Annotated in this window: 15 protein-coding genes; 6 read left to right on the plus strand and 9 right to left on the minus strand. The window is 70.8% G+C overall.

Annotated features, from left to right (window positions below; translation table 11 throughout):
* Window positions 1–93: 93 nt before the first annotated feature.
* On the minus strand, window positions 94–753 hold the full coding sequence (locus ACT2CW_RS00220; RefSeq protein WP_164431224.1) for a TetR/AcrR family transcriptional regulator C-terminal domain-containing protein: 660 nt from the start codon (window positions 751–753) through the stop codon (window positions 94–96).
* 68 nt (window positions 754–821) lie between these two features.
* Between ACT2CW_RS00220 and ACT2CW_RS00225 the strand changes: the two genes are divergently transcribed.
* Window positions 822–2,555, plus strand: a complete 1,734-nt coding sequence (locus ACT2CW_RS00225) for an FAD-dependent monooxygenase (RefSeq protein WP_445515087.1) — start codon at window positions 822–824, stop codon at window positions 2,553–2,555.
* Window positions 2,556–2,986: 431 nt separating this feature from the next.
* Here ACT2CW_RS00225 and ACT2CW_RS00230 read toward each other — a convergent pair whose 3' ends face one another.
* The 4 genes from ACT2CW_RS00230 to ACT2CW_RS00245 all read right to left on the minus strand — a co-directional run bounded on the left by ACT2CW_RS00230 (window position 2,987) and on the right by ACT2CW_RS00245 (window position 6,853).
* Window positions 2,987–4,015, minus strand: a complete 1,029-nt coding sequence (locus ACT2CW_RS00230; RefSeq protein WP_445515088.1) for an L-idonate 5-dehydrogenase — start codon at window positions 4,013–4,015, stop codon at window positions 2,987–2,989.
* A 38-nt stretch (window positions 4,016–4,053) separates the two neighbouring features.
* Window positions 4,054–4,851, minus strand: a complete 798-nt coding sequence (locus tag ACT2CW_RS00235; RefSeq protein ID WP_445515089.1) for an SDR family oxidoreductase — start codon at window positions 4,849–4,851, stop codon at window positions 4,054–4,056.
* Window positions 4,852–4,922: 71 nt separating this feature from the next.
* Complete coding sequence (locus tag ACT2CW_RS00240; protein ID WP_037953472.1) at window positions 4,923–6,320, minus strand: GntT/GntP/DsdX family permease; 1,398 nt, start codon at window positions 6,318–6,320, stop codon at window positions 4,923–4,925.
* Between the two features lie 20 nt (window positions 6,321–6,340).
* Window positions 6,341–6,853, minus strand: a complete 513-nt coding sequence (locus tag ACT2CW_RS00245) for a gluconokinase (protein WP_445515090.1) — start codon at window positions 6,851–6,853, stop codon at window positions 6,341–6,343.
* Window positions 6,854–6,986: 133 nt separating this feature from the next.
* On the opposite strand from ACT2CW_RS00245, the gene ACT2CW_RS00250 reads away from it, so the two are divergent.
* Window positions 6,987–7,718, plus strand: coding sequence for a FadR/GntR family transcriptional regulator (locus ACT2CW_RS00250; RefSeq protein ID WP_164431162.1), 732 nt, complete (start codon window positions 6,987–6,989; stop codon window positions 7,716–7,718).
* Between the two features lie 70 nt (window positions 7,719–7,788).
* Here the strand turns inward: ACT2CW_RS00250 and ACT2CW_RS00255 are convergent, their stop codons facing one another.
* On the minus strand, window positions 7,789–8,538 hold the full coding sequence (locus ACT2CW_RS00255; protein ID WP_164431163.1) for an SDR family NAD(P)-dependent oxidoreductase: 750 nt from the start codon (window positions 8,536–8,538) through the stop codon (window positions 7,789–7,791).
* A 96-nt stretch (window positions 8,539–8,634) separates the two neighbouring features.
* Here ACT2CW_RS00255 and ACT2CW_RS00260 point away from each other — a divergent pair, with 96 nt between their 5' ends.
* Window positions 8,635–9,246: a TetR/AcrR family transcriptional regulator gene (locus ACT2CW_RS00260; protein ID WP_445515091.1), complete on the plus strand. Its 612-nt coding sequence runs from the start codon at window positions 8,635–8,637 to the stop codon at window positions 9,244–9,246.
* 45 nt (window positions 9,247–9,291) lie between these two features.
* On the opposite strand, the gene ACT2CW_RS00265 is transcribed toward ACT2CW_RS00260, so the two are convergent.
* Window positions 9,292–10,323 (minus strand): Lrp/AsnC family transcriptional regulator, encoded by a 1,032-nt coding sequence (locus tag ACT2CW_RS00265; protein WP_445515092.1) that lies wholly within the window; start codon window positions 10,321–10,323, stop codon window positions 9,292–9,294.
* Window positions 10,324–10,423: 100 nt separating this feature from the next.
* Between ACT2CW_RS00265 and ACT2CW_RS00270 the strand changes: the two genes are divergently transcribed.
* The gene (locus tag ACT2CW_RS00270; RefSeq protein WP_182472497.1) at window positions 10,424–11,140 is read left to right on the plus strand and encodes an SDR family NAD(P)-dependent oxidoreductase; all 717 of its coding nucleotides are present in this window, start codon (window positions 10,424–10,426) and stop codon (window positions 11,138–11,140) included.
* 49 nt (window positions 11,141–11,189) lie between these two features.
* On the opposite strand, the gene ACT2CW_RS00275 is transcribed toward ACT2CW_RS00270, so the two are convergent.
* Window positions 11,190–12,017 (minus strand): DUF1963 domain-containing protein, encoded by an 828-nt coding sequence (locus tag ACT2CW_RS00275; RefSeq protein WP_445515093.1) that lies wholly within the window; start codon window positions 12,015–12,017, stop codon window positions 11,190–11,192.
* A 39-nt stretch (window positions 12,018–12,056) separates the two neighbouring features.
* Window positions 12,057–12,473 carry an ATP-binding protein gene (locus tag ACT2CW_RS00280; protein WP_445515094.1) on the minus strand — a complete coding sequence of 139 codons (417 nt, stop codon included), beginning with the start codon at window positions 12,471–12,473 and terminating at the stop codon, window positions 12,057–12,059.
* Window positions 12,474–12,589: 116 nt separating this feature from the next.
* Between ACT2CW_RS00280 and ACT2CW_RS00285 the strand changes: the two genes are divergently transcribed.
* Window positions 12,590–13,399, plus strand: coding sequence for a helix-turn-helix domain-containing protein (locus ACT2CW_RS00285; protein WP_164431172.1), 810 nt, complete (start codon window positions 12,590–12,592; stop codon window positions 13,397–13,399).
* Window positions 13,396–13,635: a DUF397 domain-containing protein gene (locus tag ACT2CW_RS00290; RefSeq protein WP_182472494.1), complete on the plus strand. Its 240-nt coding sequence runs from the start codon at window positions 13,396–13,398 to the stop codon at window positions 13,633–13,635. The genes ACT2CW_RS00285 and ACT2CW_RS00290 overlap by 4 nt, the downstream gene beginning before the upstream one ends.
* Window positions 13,636–13,875 lie beyond the last annotated feature (240 nt).

Genomic DNA, 13,875 nt, shown 5'->3' on the forward strand with positions numbered 1-13,875 from the left:
CAATTAGGGATCCACCTAGCGCACTTGTGACACGCGAGCGCGGTTGTGACGCGCCCCGATCCAGCGCGCTTGTGACGCGCCCCGATATGCCGACTACTGGCGCGAGGCCGCCGGGGCCAGGGTCGCCTCGATGCCCGCCACGATGGCACGCAGCCCCTCCTCGAAGCGCGCCTCGTAGTCCTGGAACAGATCCGAACTCACCGCCGCGGCCAGCGGATACCCCTCGGCGGCCATGCGCTCCTCGCGCTCGGCGACGTCGTAGCCGGGGGTCCGCTCCCCCGGCCGGGGCTCGACCGACTGCTCCTCGATCACGAAGCCGAGCGTGAAGCTGTACGCGATGAACGAGGCGCGGGCGGCGGCGCTCGGGGTGAAGCCGGCCGTGACGAAGGCGCGCAGGTGGTCCTCCTGCGGCCCGGCGTGGTCGGTGCCGGTGAACCGGCTGCCGCTGAAGACCTTCGCGCCGTCGCGGTAGCCGAGCAGCGCCCCGCGCAGGGCGCGGTGGACGTGGACGAGCCGCTCCTGCCAGGTGCCGTCGCCGAGGTCGCCGTACGCCTCGAACATGCGCCGGTACATGGCGGTGCTCATCGCGTCGAGCAGCGCCTGCTTGTTCTTGAAGTGCCAGTACAGGGCGGGGGCCTGGACGTTCAGCTCCTTGGCGATGCGGCGCAGGGTCAGCCCTTCGAGACCCACGTCGTTCAGCAGCCGCAGGGCGGTGTCCACCACGAGGGTCTGGTCGAGTCGCGTCGTCGCCATCCGGTCATTCTCCCTGCCCATGAGGGATCCCTTGACAATTTAACACCGTTAAGGGCACGCTCTCGAACATGGAACTTAACAACGTTAAGGGCGGCGTGCTGAACGACGTACTGATCGTCGGGGCCGGTCCGTCCGGCCTCACTCTCGCCATCGACCTGGCCCGGCGCGGGGTGCGGGCCCGGGTCGTCGAACGCGGAGAGGCGCTGTTCCCGGGCTCGCGCGGCAAGGGGCTCCAGCCCCGCACCCAGGAGGTCTTCGACGACCTCGGCGTGAGCGACGCCGTACGGGAGGCGGGCGGCCCGTACCCGCCGATGCTGGGCTGGCGGGACGGGCAGCCGCTCGGGACGTTCCAGATGATCGAGCGGACCGATCCGGCGCCGGACCGGCCGTACCACGAGATCTGGATGCTGCCGCAGTGGCGGACGGTGGAGATCCTTTACGCGCGTCTCCGCGAGCTGGGCGGCGGCGTCGAGTTCGGCACCGAGCTCACCGGCCTGGAGCAGGACGCGGACGGCGTCACCGTGCGTCTCGCCTACGCCGACGGCTCGGCCGGAACCGCGCGCGCCGCGTACCTGGTGGCGGCGGACGGTGGCCGCAGCACCGTCCGGAAGCGGCTCGGCATCGGCATGACGGGCGAGACGGTCGACCCGGCGCCGGCGCTGATCGCGGACGTGGTGATCGGTGGCGATGCGTTGATCGATGACGACGCGGTCGCCGACGGCGACACGGTGATCGACGGCGATGCGTTGATCGATGGCGACACGGCCATCGACGGCGACGCGGTCATCGACGGCGCGGAGCGGGGCCTGGGCCGCGACCACTGGCACGTATGGCAGGACGCGAAGGGCGGCGCCATCGCGCTGTGCCCGCTCCCCGGGACCGACCAGTTCCAGGTCGCCGCGCAGTACGACGACCCGGACGCGGTCCCCGACACCTCCGCCGAGGCGGTCCGCCAACTGATCGCCGACCGCACGCATCTGGCCGCGTCCGACGTACGCGAGGTGCGGTGGGCCTCGACGTTCACCCCGCGCGCGGCGATGGCCGACCGCTTCCGCGCGGACCGGATCTTCCTGATCGGCGACGCCGCCCACATCCACTCCCCGGCGGGCGGCCAGGGCCTCAACACCAGCGTCCAGGACGCGTACAACCTGGGTTGGAAGCTCGGCCAGGTACTGCGGCACCGCGCGGACCCGGCCCTGCTGGACAGCTATGAGGCCGAACGCCTGCCGATCGCGGCGGGCGTCCTCGGCATCAGCACCCGCCTCCACCGCGCCCACCGCGCGGGCGACGCGGAGGGGCGGCGCCGCACGAGCGAGGTCCACCAGCTGGGCCTGTCCTACCGGGAGGGCCCACTGGCGGTGGACGAGCGAAACGACGGGGCCGAGCGGCACGACGAGGCTGACCGGAACGACGGGGACGAGCGGAACGACCGGGATGACCGGCACCACCCGGGCCCAGTCGGAGCCGGTGACCGTGCACCGGACGCACCGTGCGCTCTGCCCGACGGAACGCCCGTCCGGCTCTTCGACGTCCTGCGCGGCCCGCACTTCACCCTGCTGATCCTCGGCGACGCGGCACCGCCCGAGCCGGACGCCGACTTCGGGGGCCTGGCCCCGACGCTGGGGACGGCGGGATGCGTCCGTACCATCCGGGCAGGCGGCCCGTCCCCCGACCTCCTGGACCCGAACGGTCACCTCACCACCGCCTACGGCCCGGCCCCGGCCCTCTTCCTCATCCGCCCGGACGGCTACGTCTGCTGGGCGGCGGCCGGCGCCCGGGTACGCCCCCTACTCACGCACTGAGCGAGCCCAGGGTCGGCCCCGGCTGGGCGATCGTGACGCCTGCGGCGGGCTGTCCCCTCCCCGCCCCTTCCCTCAACTGGGGCTCCGCCCCAGACCCCGGCCGCGTCGCGGGTAGCGCGGGCGTCGCCCGGGCCGGTGAGCTGACCGCAGCGACGGTCTGCTCGTCTCTTCCCCCCGGGTCCAGAGGCAGAGCGGAACTGGGGGGCTACCCCGAACCCCAGCTGGCGAGCCAACCGCACAACAGCCAGCACCTCAACCCTCCCCGGGTCCAGAGGCAGAGCGGAACTGGAGGGCTACCCCGAACCCCAGCTGGCGAGCCAACCGCACAACAGCCAGCACCTCGCCCCTCCCCGGGGTCCAGGGGCGGAGCCCTTGGTTACGGGAAGGGGCGGGGAGGGGACAGCCCGCCGCAGGCGGTGCGGTCCGGACGGCTACGCGAAGTCCAACAGCACCTTGCACGACCGCCCACGATCCGCCGCCAAGGCAAACGCCTCCACCGCCTCCCCCACCGGCCGCACCCCGCTGATCAGCGCGTCGAACGACGGCTCAGCCGCCAGCAGCCGCAGCGCGTCGTCGAACTCGGCGTGGAAACGCAAGGCGCCCCGCAGCTCGATCTCCCGGGCAACCAGTACGTTCCCGGCAAACGGGCTCTGCCCCGGGGGCAGCATGCCCAGTTGCACCACCACCCCGCCGCGCCGCACCCTCCTCAGGCACGTGTCGAGTCCGGCGGCCACGCCCGACGCCTCGATGGCGACGTCGACCTCGGCCGAGGGCCAGTTGGGGTCGTCCGGGTCGTCGGCCCGTACGCACGCGGTCGCTCCGGCCGCCGCCGCGAACTCCAGGGCACGGGGCAGCAGATCGGTCGCTGTGATGGTCGCCGCGCCCGCCGCGCGGGCCGCCGCGATGGTCAGGCAGCCAATCGGACCGGCGCCGGTGACCAACACATGACGGCCCTTCACCACGCCCGCCCGCCGCACCGCGTGCAGCGCGACGGACAGCGGTTCGGCGAGCGCCGCCCGGCGCGGGTCCAGTCCGTCGGGCAGGGCGCGCAACTGGGCCGCCGGGACGGTGATACGGGAGGCGAAGCCGCCCTGGACGTGGGGGAAGCGCGCGGCGCTGCCCAGGTAGCGGGTGTCGCGGCAGACGTTGGCGCGGCCGTCGGCGCACTCGGGGCACACCTCGCACGGCGTGGCCGGATGCACCGCGACCGGGGTGCCGACCGCGGGCCCGGTCGCGCCCTCGCCGTACGCCACCACCGTGCCCACGACCTCGTGCCCCAGCACCATCGGCTCCTGGAGCCGGAAGTCGCCCACCCCACCGTGCCGGTGGTAGTGGAGATCCGATCCGCAGATCCCGCCGTAGCGGATCGCCACGAGCGCCTGCCCGGGCGCCGGTTCCGGCTCCGGGAGTTCCTCGACCCGCAGATCGCCCTGCCCGTGGATCACACAGCCCAGCACCATTCGCCCAGCCTCCTCAAGCTCACCTGGTGTCCCGGCGTTCACAACACGCTCGTCATGCCGCCGTCTACGTACAGCACCTGTCCGCTCACGAAGTCCGCCGCCGGGGACGCGAGATACAGCAGCGCCCCGATCAGGTCCTCGGTGCGGCCCCAGCGTCCGGCCGGGGTCCGCCCGCGCACCCAGGCGCTGAACTCCTCGTCCTCGACCAGCGGCCGGGTCAGCTCGGTCTCGATGTAGCCGGGTCCGAGCCCGTTGACCTGGATTCCGTGCCGGCCCCAGTCCGCGCACATGCCCTTGGTGAGCATCTTCAGCGCGCCCTTGGTCGCCGCGTAGGGCGCGATGCCGGGGCGGACGACCTCGCTCTGGAGGGAGCAGATGTTGACGATCTTGCCGTGGCCGCGGGCGGTCATCCGTCGGGCGGCCTCGCGGCCCACCAGGAAGGCGCTGGTGAGGTTGGTGTCCAGGATCTGCCGCCAGGCGTCGTCGGTGAACTCCAGCAGCGGCGCCCGGTTCTGCATCCCGGCGTTGTTGACCAGGATGTCGAGCGGGCCCACCCGCTCCTCGACATCGGCGATACCGGCGGCGACGGCCGGGCCGTCGGTGACGTCGAACGCGGCGGTGTGCACCTCCGCGCCCCCCGCACCAACGCCGTCGGCGCCGCCGATGCCGCCGAGTTCGGCGGCGGCCTTCTCCAGGGCCCGCGGATCGCGCCCGTTGAGCACCACCGTGCAGCCGGCCTCCACCAGACCCCGCGCGAAGGCGTGGCCGATGCCCCGGCTGGAGCCGGTGACCAGCGCGGTGCGGCCCGCGATGTCGAAGAGCGGATGTGTCGTCATGGCGTACGTACCCCTACCTCAGCTCAGTTACCTCTGCTCAGTTGCCTCAGCTCAGACGCCTCTGCTCAGCGCTAGATCACCAGTGACAGCAGCAGGACGAAGACGAGCCCGACGACGGAGATGATCGTCTCCATCACCGACCAGGTCCGCACCGTCTGCCCGACGCTCATCCCGAAGTACTCCTTGACCAGCCAGAATCCCGCGTCGTTGACATGGCTGAAGAAGAGCGACCCGGCGCCGATGGACAGCACCAGCAGCGCCACATGCGTGCTGGACATATCGGCGGCGAGCGGGGTCATCAGCCCGGCGGCCGAGATCGTGGCCACCGTCGCCGAGCCCGTGGCCAGCCGGATGGCGACCGCGATCAGCCAGGCGAGAAGCAGCGCCGAGACGCTCCAGTCCTCCGAGATGTCCATGATCATCTTGCCGACGCCGATGTCGATCAGCGTCTGCTTGAAGCCGCCGCCCGCGGCGACGATCAGCAGCATGCCCGCGATCGGGGCGAGCGAGTGCTCGACGGTGGAGGAGAGCCGGTCCCGGGTGAAGCCCGCGGGGCGGCCCAGCGTGAACATGCCCACGAGCACGGCCGCCAGCAGCGCGATCAGGGGGTTGCCGATGACGTCGGCGACGCGCTGGACGCCGTTCTCCGGGTCGTCCACCACGATGTCGACCAGTGCCTTGATCAGCATCAGCACGACCGGCAGCAGCACGGTGAACACGGTGACCCCGAACCCGGGACGCCGCTCCAGCTCCTCCGAAGGACGCGTGGGCATCAGCCGGTCCGGCGGGGTGACGTCGACCCAGCGGGCGGCGACGCGCGAGAAGACCGGGCCCGCGATGATCGCGGTGGGGATGGCGATGAGGACGCCGAGCGCCAGGGTGATCCCCAGGTCGGCGTGGACCGCGTCGATCGCGGCGAGCGGGCCGGGGTGCGGCGGCACCAGGCCGTGCATCACGGAGAGGCCCGCGAGCGCCGGGATGCCGATCCGCATCAGGGAGAAGTTGCCGCGCTTGGCGACCAGCAGCACCACCGGGATCATCAGCACCATGCCGACCTCGAAGAAGAGCGGCAGCCCGATGATCCCCGCGATCAGCACCATGGCCCAGGGCATCGTCCGGTTGCTGGCCCTGGCGAGGATCGTGTCGACGATCTGGTCCGCGCCGCCGGAGTCGGCGAGCAGCTTGCCGAGGATCGCGCCGAGGGCGATCAGCACGCCGACGCCCGCGACGGTCGATCCGAGACCGGCCGAGAAGCTGGTGATGACCTTGTCGAGCGGGGCTCCCGCGACGGCGCCGAGCGCCAGTGAGCCGATCGTCAGCGACAGAAACGCGTGCAGCTTGGTCTGGGTGATGAGCAGGACGAGAACGGCTATGCCGACGAGGACGGCTATGCCGAGCTGTGCGTGACCGGCCGACGTGATCGGGTCGACGGTGTCCGCTGCCAGCATCTCGGCGCTGAGTCTGGTCACGGCGGGTTTCCTCACGTGCGTTACTGATGTTGGAGCCGCCGCAGTTCGGCGGCGGCCCGCTCGGTGATGGCATCGGGTTCGGGGGAGACGTCCACGGCGACGCCGTACTCGTCCGGCTGGAGCGGTTCGAGCGTGGCGAGCTGCGAGTCGAGCAGGTCCCCGGAGAAGAAGTGGCCCTTGCGCTCCTTCATCCGCTCGGCGATCAGCTCGCGGTCGCCGGTCAGATGGAGGAAGACGATGCCGGGGGCGGCGGACCGCAGCCGGTCGCGGTACATCCGCTTGAGCGCGGAGCAGCTCACCACTCCCCCGCCCTCGGCGTGGGAGTGGGCCCAGGCACCGATGGCGTCCAGCCAGGGGCGTCGGTCGTCGTCGTCCAGCGGGGTCCCGGCCGACATCTTGGCGATGTTGGCCGGCGGGTGGAAGTCGTCGGCCTCGGCGTACGGGACGCCGAGCTCCTCCGCCAGCAGGGGGCCGACCGTGGTCTTGCCCGTACCGGACACTCCCATGACCACGACAACCTGGGGGGCGTGCATTGTGTGAAACCTCGCTGTCTTCCTCGACCTCGGCGCCGCCGGACACTCAACCCCACAGATACGACGTATTCAAGAGTCCGTGACTTAAAAGTCATACTTATTTGATGGATGGGTGGCCGCGTAGGCTGAGCGCATGGACGAACAGGGGCCCGAGGGCCGTGGTCAGAGGCCCAGGGGCCGGGGGCTGCACGACCGCGTCCTGGAATCTCTCGGCCCCGCGATCACGGCGGGCGACTACCCGCCCGGCACGGTGCTACGCACGGATGAACTGGAGCGGCGCTACGACGTCTCCCGCACGGTCGTCCGGGAGGCGGTGCGGGTCCTGGAGTCCATGCACCTGGTGGAGTCCCGCCGCCGGGTCGGGGTGACCGTGCGCCCCACCGAGGAGTGGGACGTCTTCGACCCCCAGGTCATCCGCTGGCGCCTGGCCGGCCCCGACCGCCCCCGCCAGCTCCGCTCCCTCACCGCCCTGCGCTCGGCCATCGAGCCCGCCGCCGCCGGGCTGGCCGCCGAGCACGCCACGCCCGAGCAGTGCGCCGAACTCACCGAGCACGCGCTCAACATGGTGGCCACGTCGCGCGGCCAGCAGCTCCCCGCCTATCTGGTCCACGACGTGGCCTTCCACCGCGTGATCCTGCGCGCCTCGGGCAATGAGATGTTCGCCCGCCTCGGCGACGTCGTCGCGGAGGTCCTCACCGGCCGCACCCAGCACCGCGTCATGTTCAGCGACCCCGACCCGGAGGCGGTCACCCTCCACGTCCGCGTGGCCGAGGCGGTCCGCGCGGGCGACGCGGAGGCGGCGGAGCGCCACACGCGGGAGATCACCGTGGGCGCGCTGCGAGAGCTGGACATCCTGGCGCCGTAAGGACGGCAGGGCGGCGGGACGGCGGGACGGCGAGGTCCGCGCCGCCGGTGGCGGCCGGTGCGCGCCCGGGTCAGATCTGGTTCTCACCCCCGTCGACGTAGAAGTTGGCGCCGAGGACGAAGCTGCTCTGCTCGGAGGCGAGGAACGCCACCAGCCCGGCGACCTCCTCCGGGCGCCCCATCCGGCCGATCGCGGTGGTCGTGGCGAGGTGTGCCTTGAAGTCGGCCGCCTTGTCCTCGCCGGCGAGGGCCGTGATGGCCGGAGTCTCGACCGGGCCCGGCGAGACCGCGTTGACCCGGATGCCACGGCCTTTGAGCTCGTTGGCCCAGGTCCGCGCGAAGGACCGGATCGCGGCCTTGGACGCCGCGTACGCGCCGAACGCCTCCGTGCCGTTGTCGGCGGCGGTGGAGGCGTTCAGGATCACCGAGGCGCCGTCGTTGAGCAGCGGCAGCGCCTTCTGCACGGTGAACACCGTGCCGTGCACATTGACGGCGAAGGTCCGGTCGAGGTGCTCCTCGGTGACCTCCTCCAGCGTCGCGAAGGCGGCCGTCGCCGCGTTCGCGAAGACCACGTCCAGACCCCGGCCCCGGGCGCGGACCGCGTCGTAGAGCCGGTCCAGGTCGGCCGGGTCGGTGACGTCACCCGCCACCGCGGTGGCCCCCGCCGGGCCGATGGCCTCGACGGCCGCGTCCAGCTCGGCCTTGCGTCGTCCGGTGATGAACACGTGCGCGCCCTCGGCCGCCAGCCGTACGGCGGTGGCCAGGCCGATCCCGGTGCCGCCGCCGGTGATGACGGCGGTCTTGCCCTCAAGCTGTCCCATGACAATGACCTCCTCAAAGTTCGGTACCGATCGGTACCAAAAGCGAGCGTAGCGCACTTCTGAACCGATCGGTACCGAGGAGGTATGCTCGACGGCATGACGACGCGGCAGCAGGCACCGATCGGCCGACCGAGGGGATTCGACGCCGATGAGGCCCTCGAGCGCGCCATGCGGGTCTTCTGGGAGCAGGGCTACGAAGGCGCCAGCCTCACCGACCTGACCCGCGCCATGGGCATCACCCGCACCAGCATGTACGCGGCCTTCGGCAACAAGGAGGAGCTGTTCCGCAAGGCCCTGGAGCGCTACACCGAGGGCCCCGCCGCCTACGCGGACCGGGCCATGCGGGAGACGACCGCCCGGGAGGTGGCCACCGCGTTCCTCCACGGCTCCGTACGGGCCAACACCCGCCCCGACTGTCCCGCCGGCTGCCTCGGCGTCCAGGGCTCCCTCGCCGCCGGCGACCCCGGACGCAGCGCCCGCGACGCCCTCATCGACTGGCGCAACGAGGGCACGGCCCGCCTCCGCGACCGGTTCCGGCGGGCCGTCGACGAGGGCGATCTGCCACCGGACACCGACCCCGGAGTGCTCGCCCGCTACCTCATGACCGTGGCGAACGGCATCGCCGTCCAAGCGGCCAGCGGTGCCACACAGGAGGAGCTCCAGCAGGTGGCCGAGGTGGCGCTGCGCAACTGGCCGCCCGCGCCCTGAGTCCGCCCGAGGGGGGTTCCGATCCCAGCGGGGAGCCGCGAGCTCTCATGGCTTGAGGAGGCCATCGTCGGAGAGCCGAGTGCCGGCCTGCTTGACGTGCCTCAGCACGGGTGAGACCTCCATGCCCTGAAGTCCGGTCAGGGACCCAATGCGATCCGAAGTGAACTCGAACAGTTCGTCGAGGTCCCGGCAGTGTGCGACGGCGTGAATGTTCCAGGGCCCGGAGATGGCTGCGACGAAGGCGACCTCGGGTTCCTGCGCGAGTGTGCGTCCCGCGCCCTTCACCGCTGACGGGTGCACGCGAAGCCAGAGGTTCGCGCGAGCGTGATAGCCCAAGGCCGCTGCCGCGATCTCGACGTCGATGTGGACGACGCGGTGCTGGAGCAGAACAGCAAGGCGTCGCGAGACGCGCCCCGGAGTGAGGTCGGCGGCCGTGGCGAGATCGACGAGACTGGCGCGGCCATCCGCGGCGAGCGCATCGAGCATCTTCTCGTCCTCGGGGGTGAGGCGCAGGGGCTCGCGAGTGACAACCGGACACTCGGTGAAGGGAGGCCCGCCACTCCCCAACGCCGCTTCCTCCTCCGGGGACAGTGTGCCCTCCAGGGCGGACCAGTAGTGGCCGCGGCCTCCGAGGAATTGGCGGAGCATGGCGAAGGCGTTGATGTCGATCACCGCCGCGGTGCGGGGAAGCCGCTGCCCCAGGAGGTCCTCGCGCTGTTCCGGCGTCCGGGATTGCGTCGCGCAGGTGATCTCACAGCCCGCCGCACTCAGGGCCACCCAGTTGACGTCATCACGCTTGGCGAGCGCGTCGGCGATCGCCGCGACACTGCCAGGGCGGCAGCGCAGTCTCACCAGCCATCTGCTCTGTCCCAGGGCGCCCGGGTTGACCACACCGGCCACGCGGATGACGCCGTCGGCGCGCAGGCGGCGATACCGACGGTTGACGGCGCCCTCGGTCAGGCCGAGGGCGGACGCGATCGCGGCGAACGAAGCCCGCGGAGCGATCTGTAGCGCCCGAATGATTCGTACATCATCAGGCTCTACCGAAGCGGATTCCGTCATGAGCGCCCTTGCCATATCAGCAATCGTACAAACGAGCGCTCGTGGCTCGCCCGCGATGCGGTGCGGGCGAAACACTTGACGGAGTACAACGCTCGAAGAACGGAGTTGACGCTGGATGTCATCGACTGGCACCGAACAACACCCCTCGACGGCCCTCATCGTCGGGGCCTCGCGCGGCCTCGGCCACGCGATGGCGGCGGAGTTCCTCGACAGGGGCTGGAACGTCGTCGGCACCGTTCGCGACACCACTGCCCGAACGCCGCTGCACGATCTCGCGGACCACGCCGACGGGCGGATGACCATCGAACATCTCGACATCAACGACCCCGGCCAGCTGCCCCCGCTGCACGAACGCCTGGCGCACCGTCGACTCGACATGCTCTTCGTCAACGCGGGCACCACCAACAATGAGCAGACGCCCGTCGGCGCGGTCGCGACAGCCGACTTCATCGACGTGATGGTCACCAACGCGCTCAGCCCCATGCGCGTCATCGAGGCCCTCGAAGACCTGGTGTCCCCGGCGGGACTCATCGGGGCGATGTCCTCCGGGCAGGGCAGCATCACGAACAACACGACCGGAGGCCGCGAGGTCTACCGAGGGAGCAAAGCAGCCCTGAACATGTTCCTGCGGAGCTTCGCGGCCCGGCAAGGTGAGACGCAGCGCGCCTTCGTGCTCATGGCGCCGGGCTGGATACGCACCGCCCTGGGTGGTCCGGACGCGCCGTTCACCATCGAGGAGACCGTCCCCTTGCTGGTGGATGTCCTGCTCTCCCGACTGGGCACGCCCGGCCTGGCGTATCTGGACCGCTTCGGCCAGACCGTCCCTTGGTGAACCCCGCGGCCCGGTCAACCTGTCAGAGGCATCCTCGTGGGCCAGGACATCACCAGATGTCCGGTGCCGGGATCGCCCGGCTGAAGTCGCCACCACGCAGTGCGTCGGCGGGGATCGACCAGTGCATCCAGCCGCCGTCGCCGCCGATCCACCACTCGTCCTGCCCGGACAACTGGAGCAAGTGCTGGTAACGGCTCGACTCTTCGTCGTCCGGCAGCGTCGGCGAGGATCCCGTGGGGAACACCGGCCAGCCGAAGGCCATGTCCTCGGCGTGGAGTGCGTACGGCTGCTCCGACCAGTCGGGGAGCAGATCGGTGATCTCGTAAACGGGCATGTCGTCGACCACAGATCCCAAGTCGACCGTGTCCCAGGCCGGGTCCCAGGTGTCGGGGAAGGCGAACCCGGGTGACGCCTTCCACGCGACCGGCTCGAAGACGCTCGACCGGGCTGGTGCGTCCGTCTCCATGGCGTGGGCGGAACGGGCCGGGACGACCGCCCCCAGGCGCGGGTCGGTGAGGTCGAACTTGAGCGACAGTTCAGGGGCGGCGGGATCGCACCGCTCCGATTCGGAGTCGAGCGCGAAGAAGTTCAGCAGGCCCGTCCCGGCGGGGAGCAGACCACCGAGCCAGGGCGCCAGGGCGTCGGTGTCGAGGACGGCGAGCAGGCTCAGCGGTACGCCCTCACAGTCGGGCCACGGCGTGCCCGGTTCCAGCATCGCCCGGCCGCCGAATCGACTGTGCCCGGCCGCCTCGCCCGGCCCGGCTTCGGTGAGCTCGAAACCGGGCCGGGCGAGACGTACGAGGCGCGCGGCCAAGGGGGCGCCGAGTCGCTCGGCGCAGAAGCCGTGCAGGGCGGAAAACGTAGCCTCAGGATCCATCCGGGGAGTCAAACACCCACCTATGACAGGCGGGACGACTCAGGTCCCGATCTCGGCCCACACCGTCTTGCCGATCAGCTCGGGTACGACGCCCCAGCGATCCGCCAACTCCTCGACCAGCAACAGCCCGTGTCCGCACTCGCGCGGCGCGTCGGGCTCGGGGGCCGGGCGCACGGTCGGCATACGTTCGACGCGGGCGTCCCGCACCTCGATACGGAGCGTGGGACCGGTGACGGTGAGTGTCAGCCGGAAGTTCCGCCCCGGTACGCGACCGTGCAGCGCGGCGTTCGCGGCCAGCTCGGCGATGATCAGCGCCGGCGTCTCATGCGGCAGCCCCCATGAGCGAATGCGCTCCGTCCCGAGGAGTCGTGCCAGGCGGGCGCCCTTGCGGGTGGCCGAGAGCAGGACCGTGTAGTGCGAAACGGAAGTGTCGGTTCGAGTGATTTGTTGCTTCACGTCACTCAGCGTGGCCGCGCGCCAATAGGCTGAAAAGTAGCGGCGCCGATACGTGCAGTGACTGTCCGGCCATCGTCCGGACCTGTCCGACGGTGTCGGGTGGGAGGTGGACCCGTATGGAGGATGAGGAAAGCGGCGCGGTCCTGAGGACGGTCGGCCGTCAGATCAAGCTGTGGCGGGAAGCGGCCGGGCTGAAGCAGGCGGAGTTGGGGGCGGCGATCGGTTACGGCGAGGAGCAAGTTTCGGCCGTCGAACGGGCGCGACGCATCCCCAGCCCGGAGTTCCTGGACAACGCGGATCGGGTGCTGGAGGCGGGCGGCAAGATCGCCGCGATGAAGAAGGATGTCGCGGAGGCTCGTTACCCGAAGAAGGTTCGGGATCTGGCCAAGTTGGAGGACGAGGCCGTCGAGTTGGGCGGATACGGCAACCACAACTTGCATGGGTTGTTGCAGACGCCCGAGTACGCCCGTGCCTTGTACGACATGCGACGGCCCTCGTACTCCGAGGACGAGGTCGAGCAACACGTGGCGGCACGAATCGCCCGACAGGAGATCTTCGGGCGGCGCCCGGCGACTACGCTGACATTCGTCCAGGAAGAGGTGACGCTGCGCCGCCCGCTCGGGGGCAAAATGGTCCTGCGCCACCAGCTCGAACACCTATTGGAACTAGGCCAGTTGCGACACGTCGAAATCCAAGTGATGCCGACGAACCGCGAGGACCATGCGGGAATGGGTGGTGAGTCGGGCCTGCTGAAGCTCAAGGACGGTACGACCGTGGGCTACTCGGAGGCGCCACTCACCAGCCGCGTGATCTCCAACCCCAAAGAGGTCCAGATCCTTGAGCTGCGTTATGGGATCATCCGAGCGCAGGCCCTCACGCCGCGTGAGTCTCTGGCCTTCATCGAGAAACTGCGGGGAGAGACGTGACCCTCAAGCCCAATGAGTGGATCAAGAGCAGCTACAGCGCCAGCAACAGCAACGACTGCATAGAGGTCGCCTGGACCAAGAGCAGCTACAGCAGCAACGAAGGTCCGCAATGCGTCGAGGTCGCCCCAACCCCCTCCACCATCCACATCCGCGACTCCAAGAACCCCAACGGCCCGCACCTCACCGTGACCCCCACCGCCTGGACCGCGTTCCTCACGTACGCCAGCAACAACTAAGGGCTCGGCGCGCCTTGCCGCCTGCGGCGGGCTGATCCCCTCCCCGCCCCTTCCCGAAACTGGGGCTCCGCCCCAGACCCCGGGCCCTGAGGCGGAACCCCGGTCCGGGACCTGAGGCGGAACCCCGGCCCCGGATCTGAGGCGGGCCCAGCCCGGGGCCTGAGCCGAGCCCCAACCCGGTGCCCGAGGCGGAGCCCCGATCTGGGGCCTGGGCGGGCCCCAGCCCAGCCCGGGGTCTGG

It is taken from the genome of Streptomyces sp. NEAU-174, from assembly GCF_052665095.1.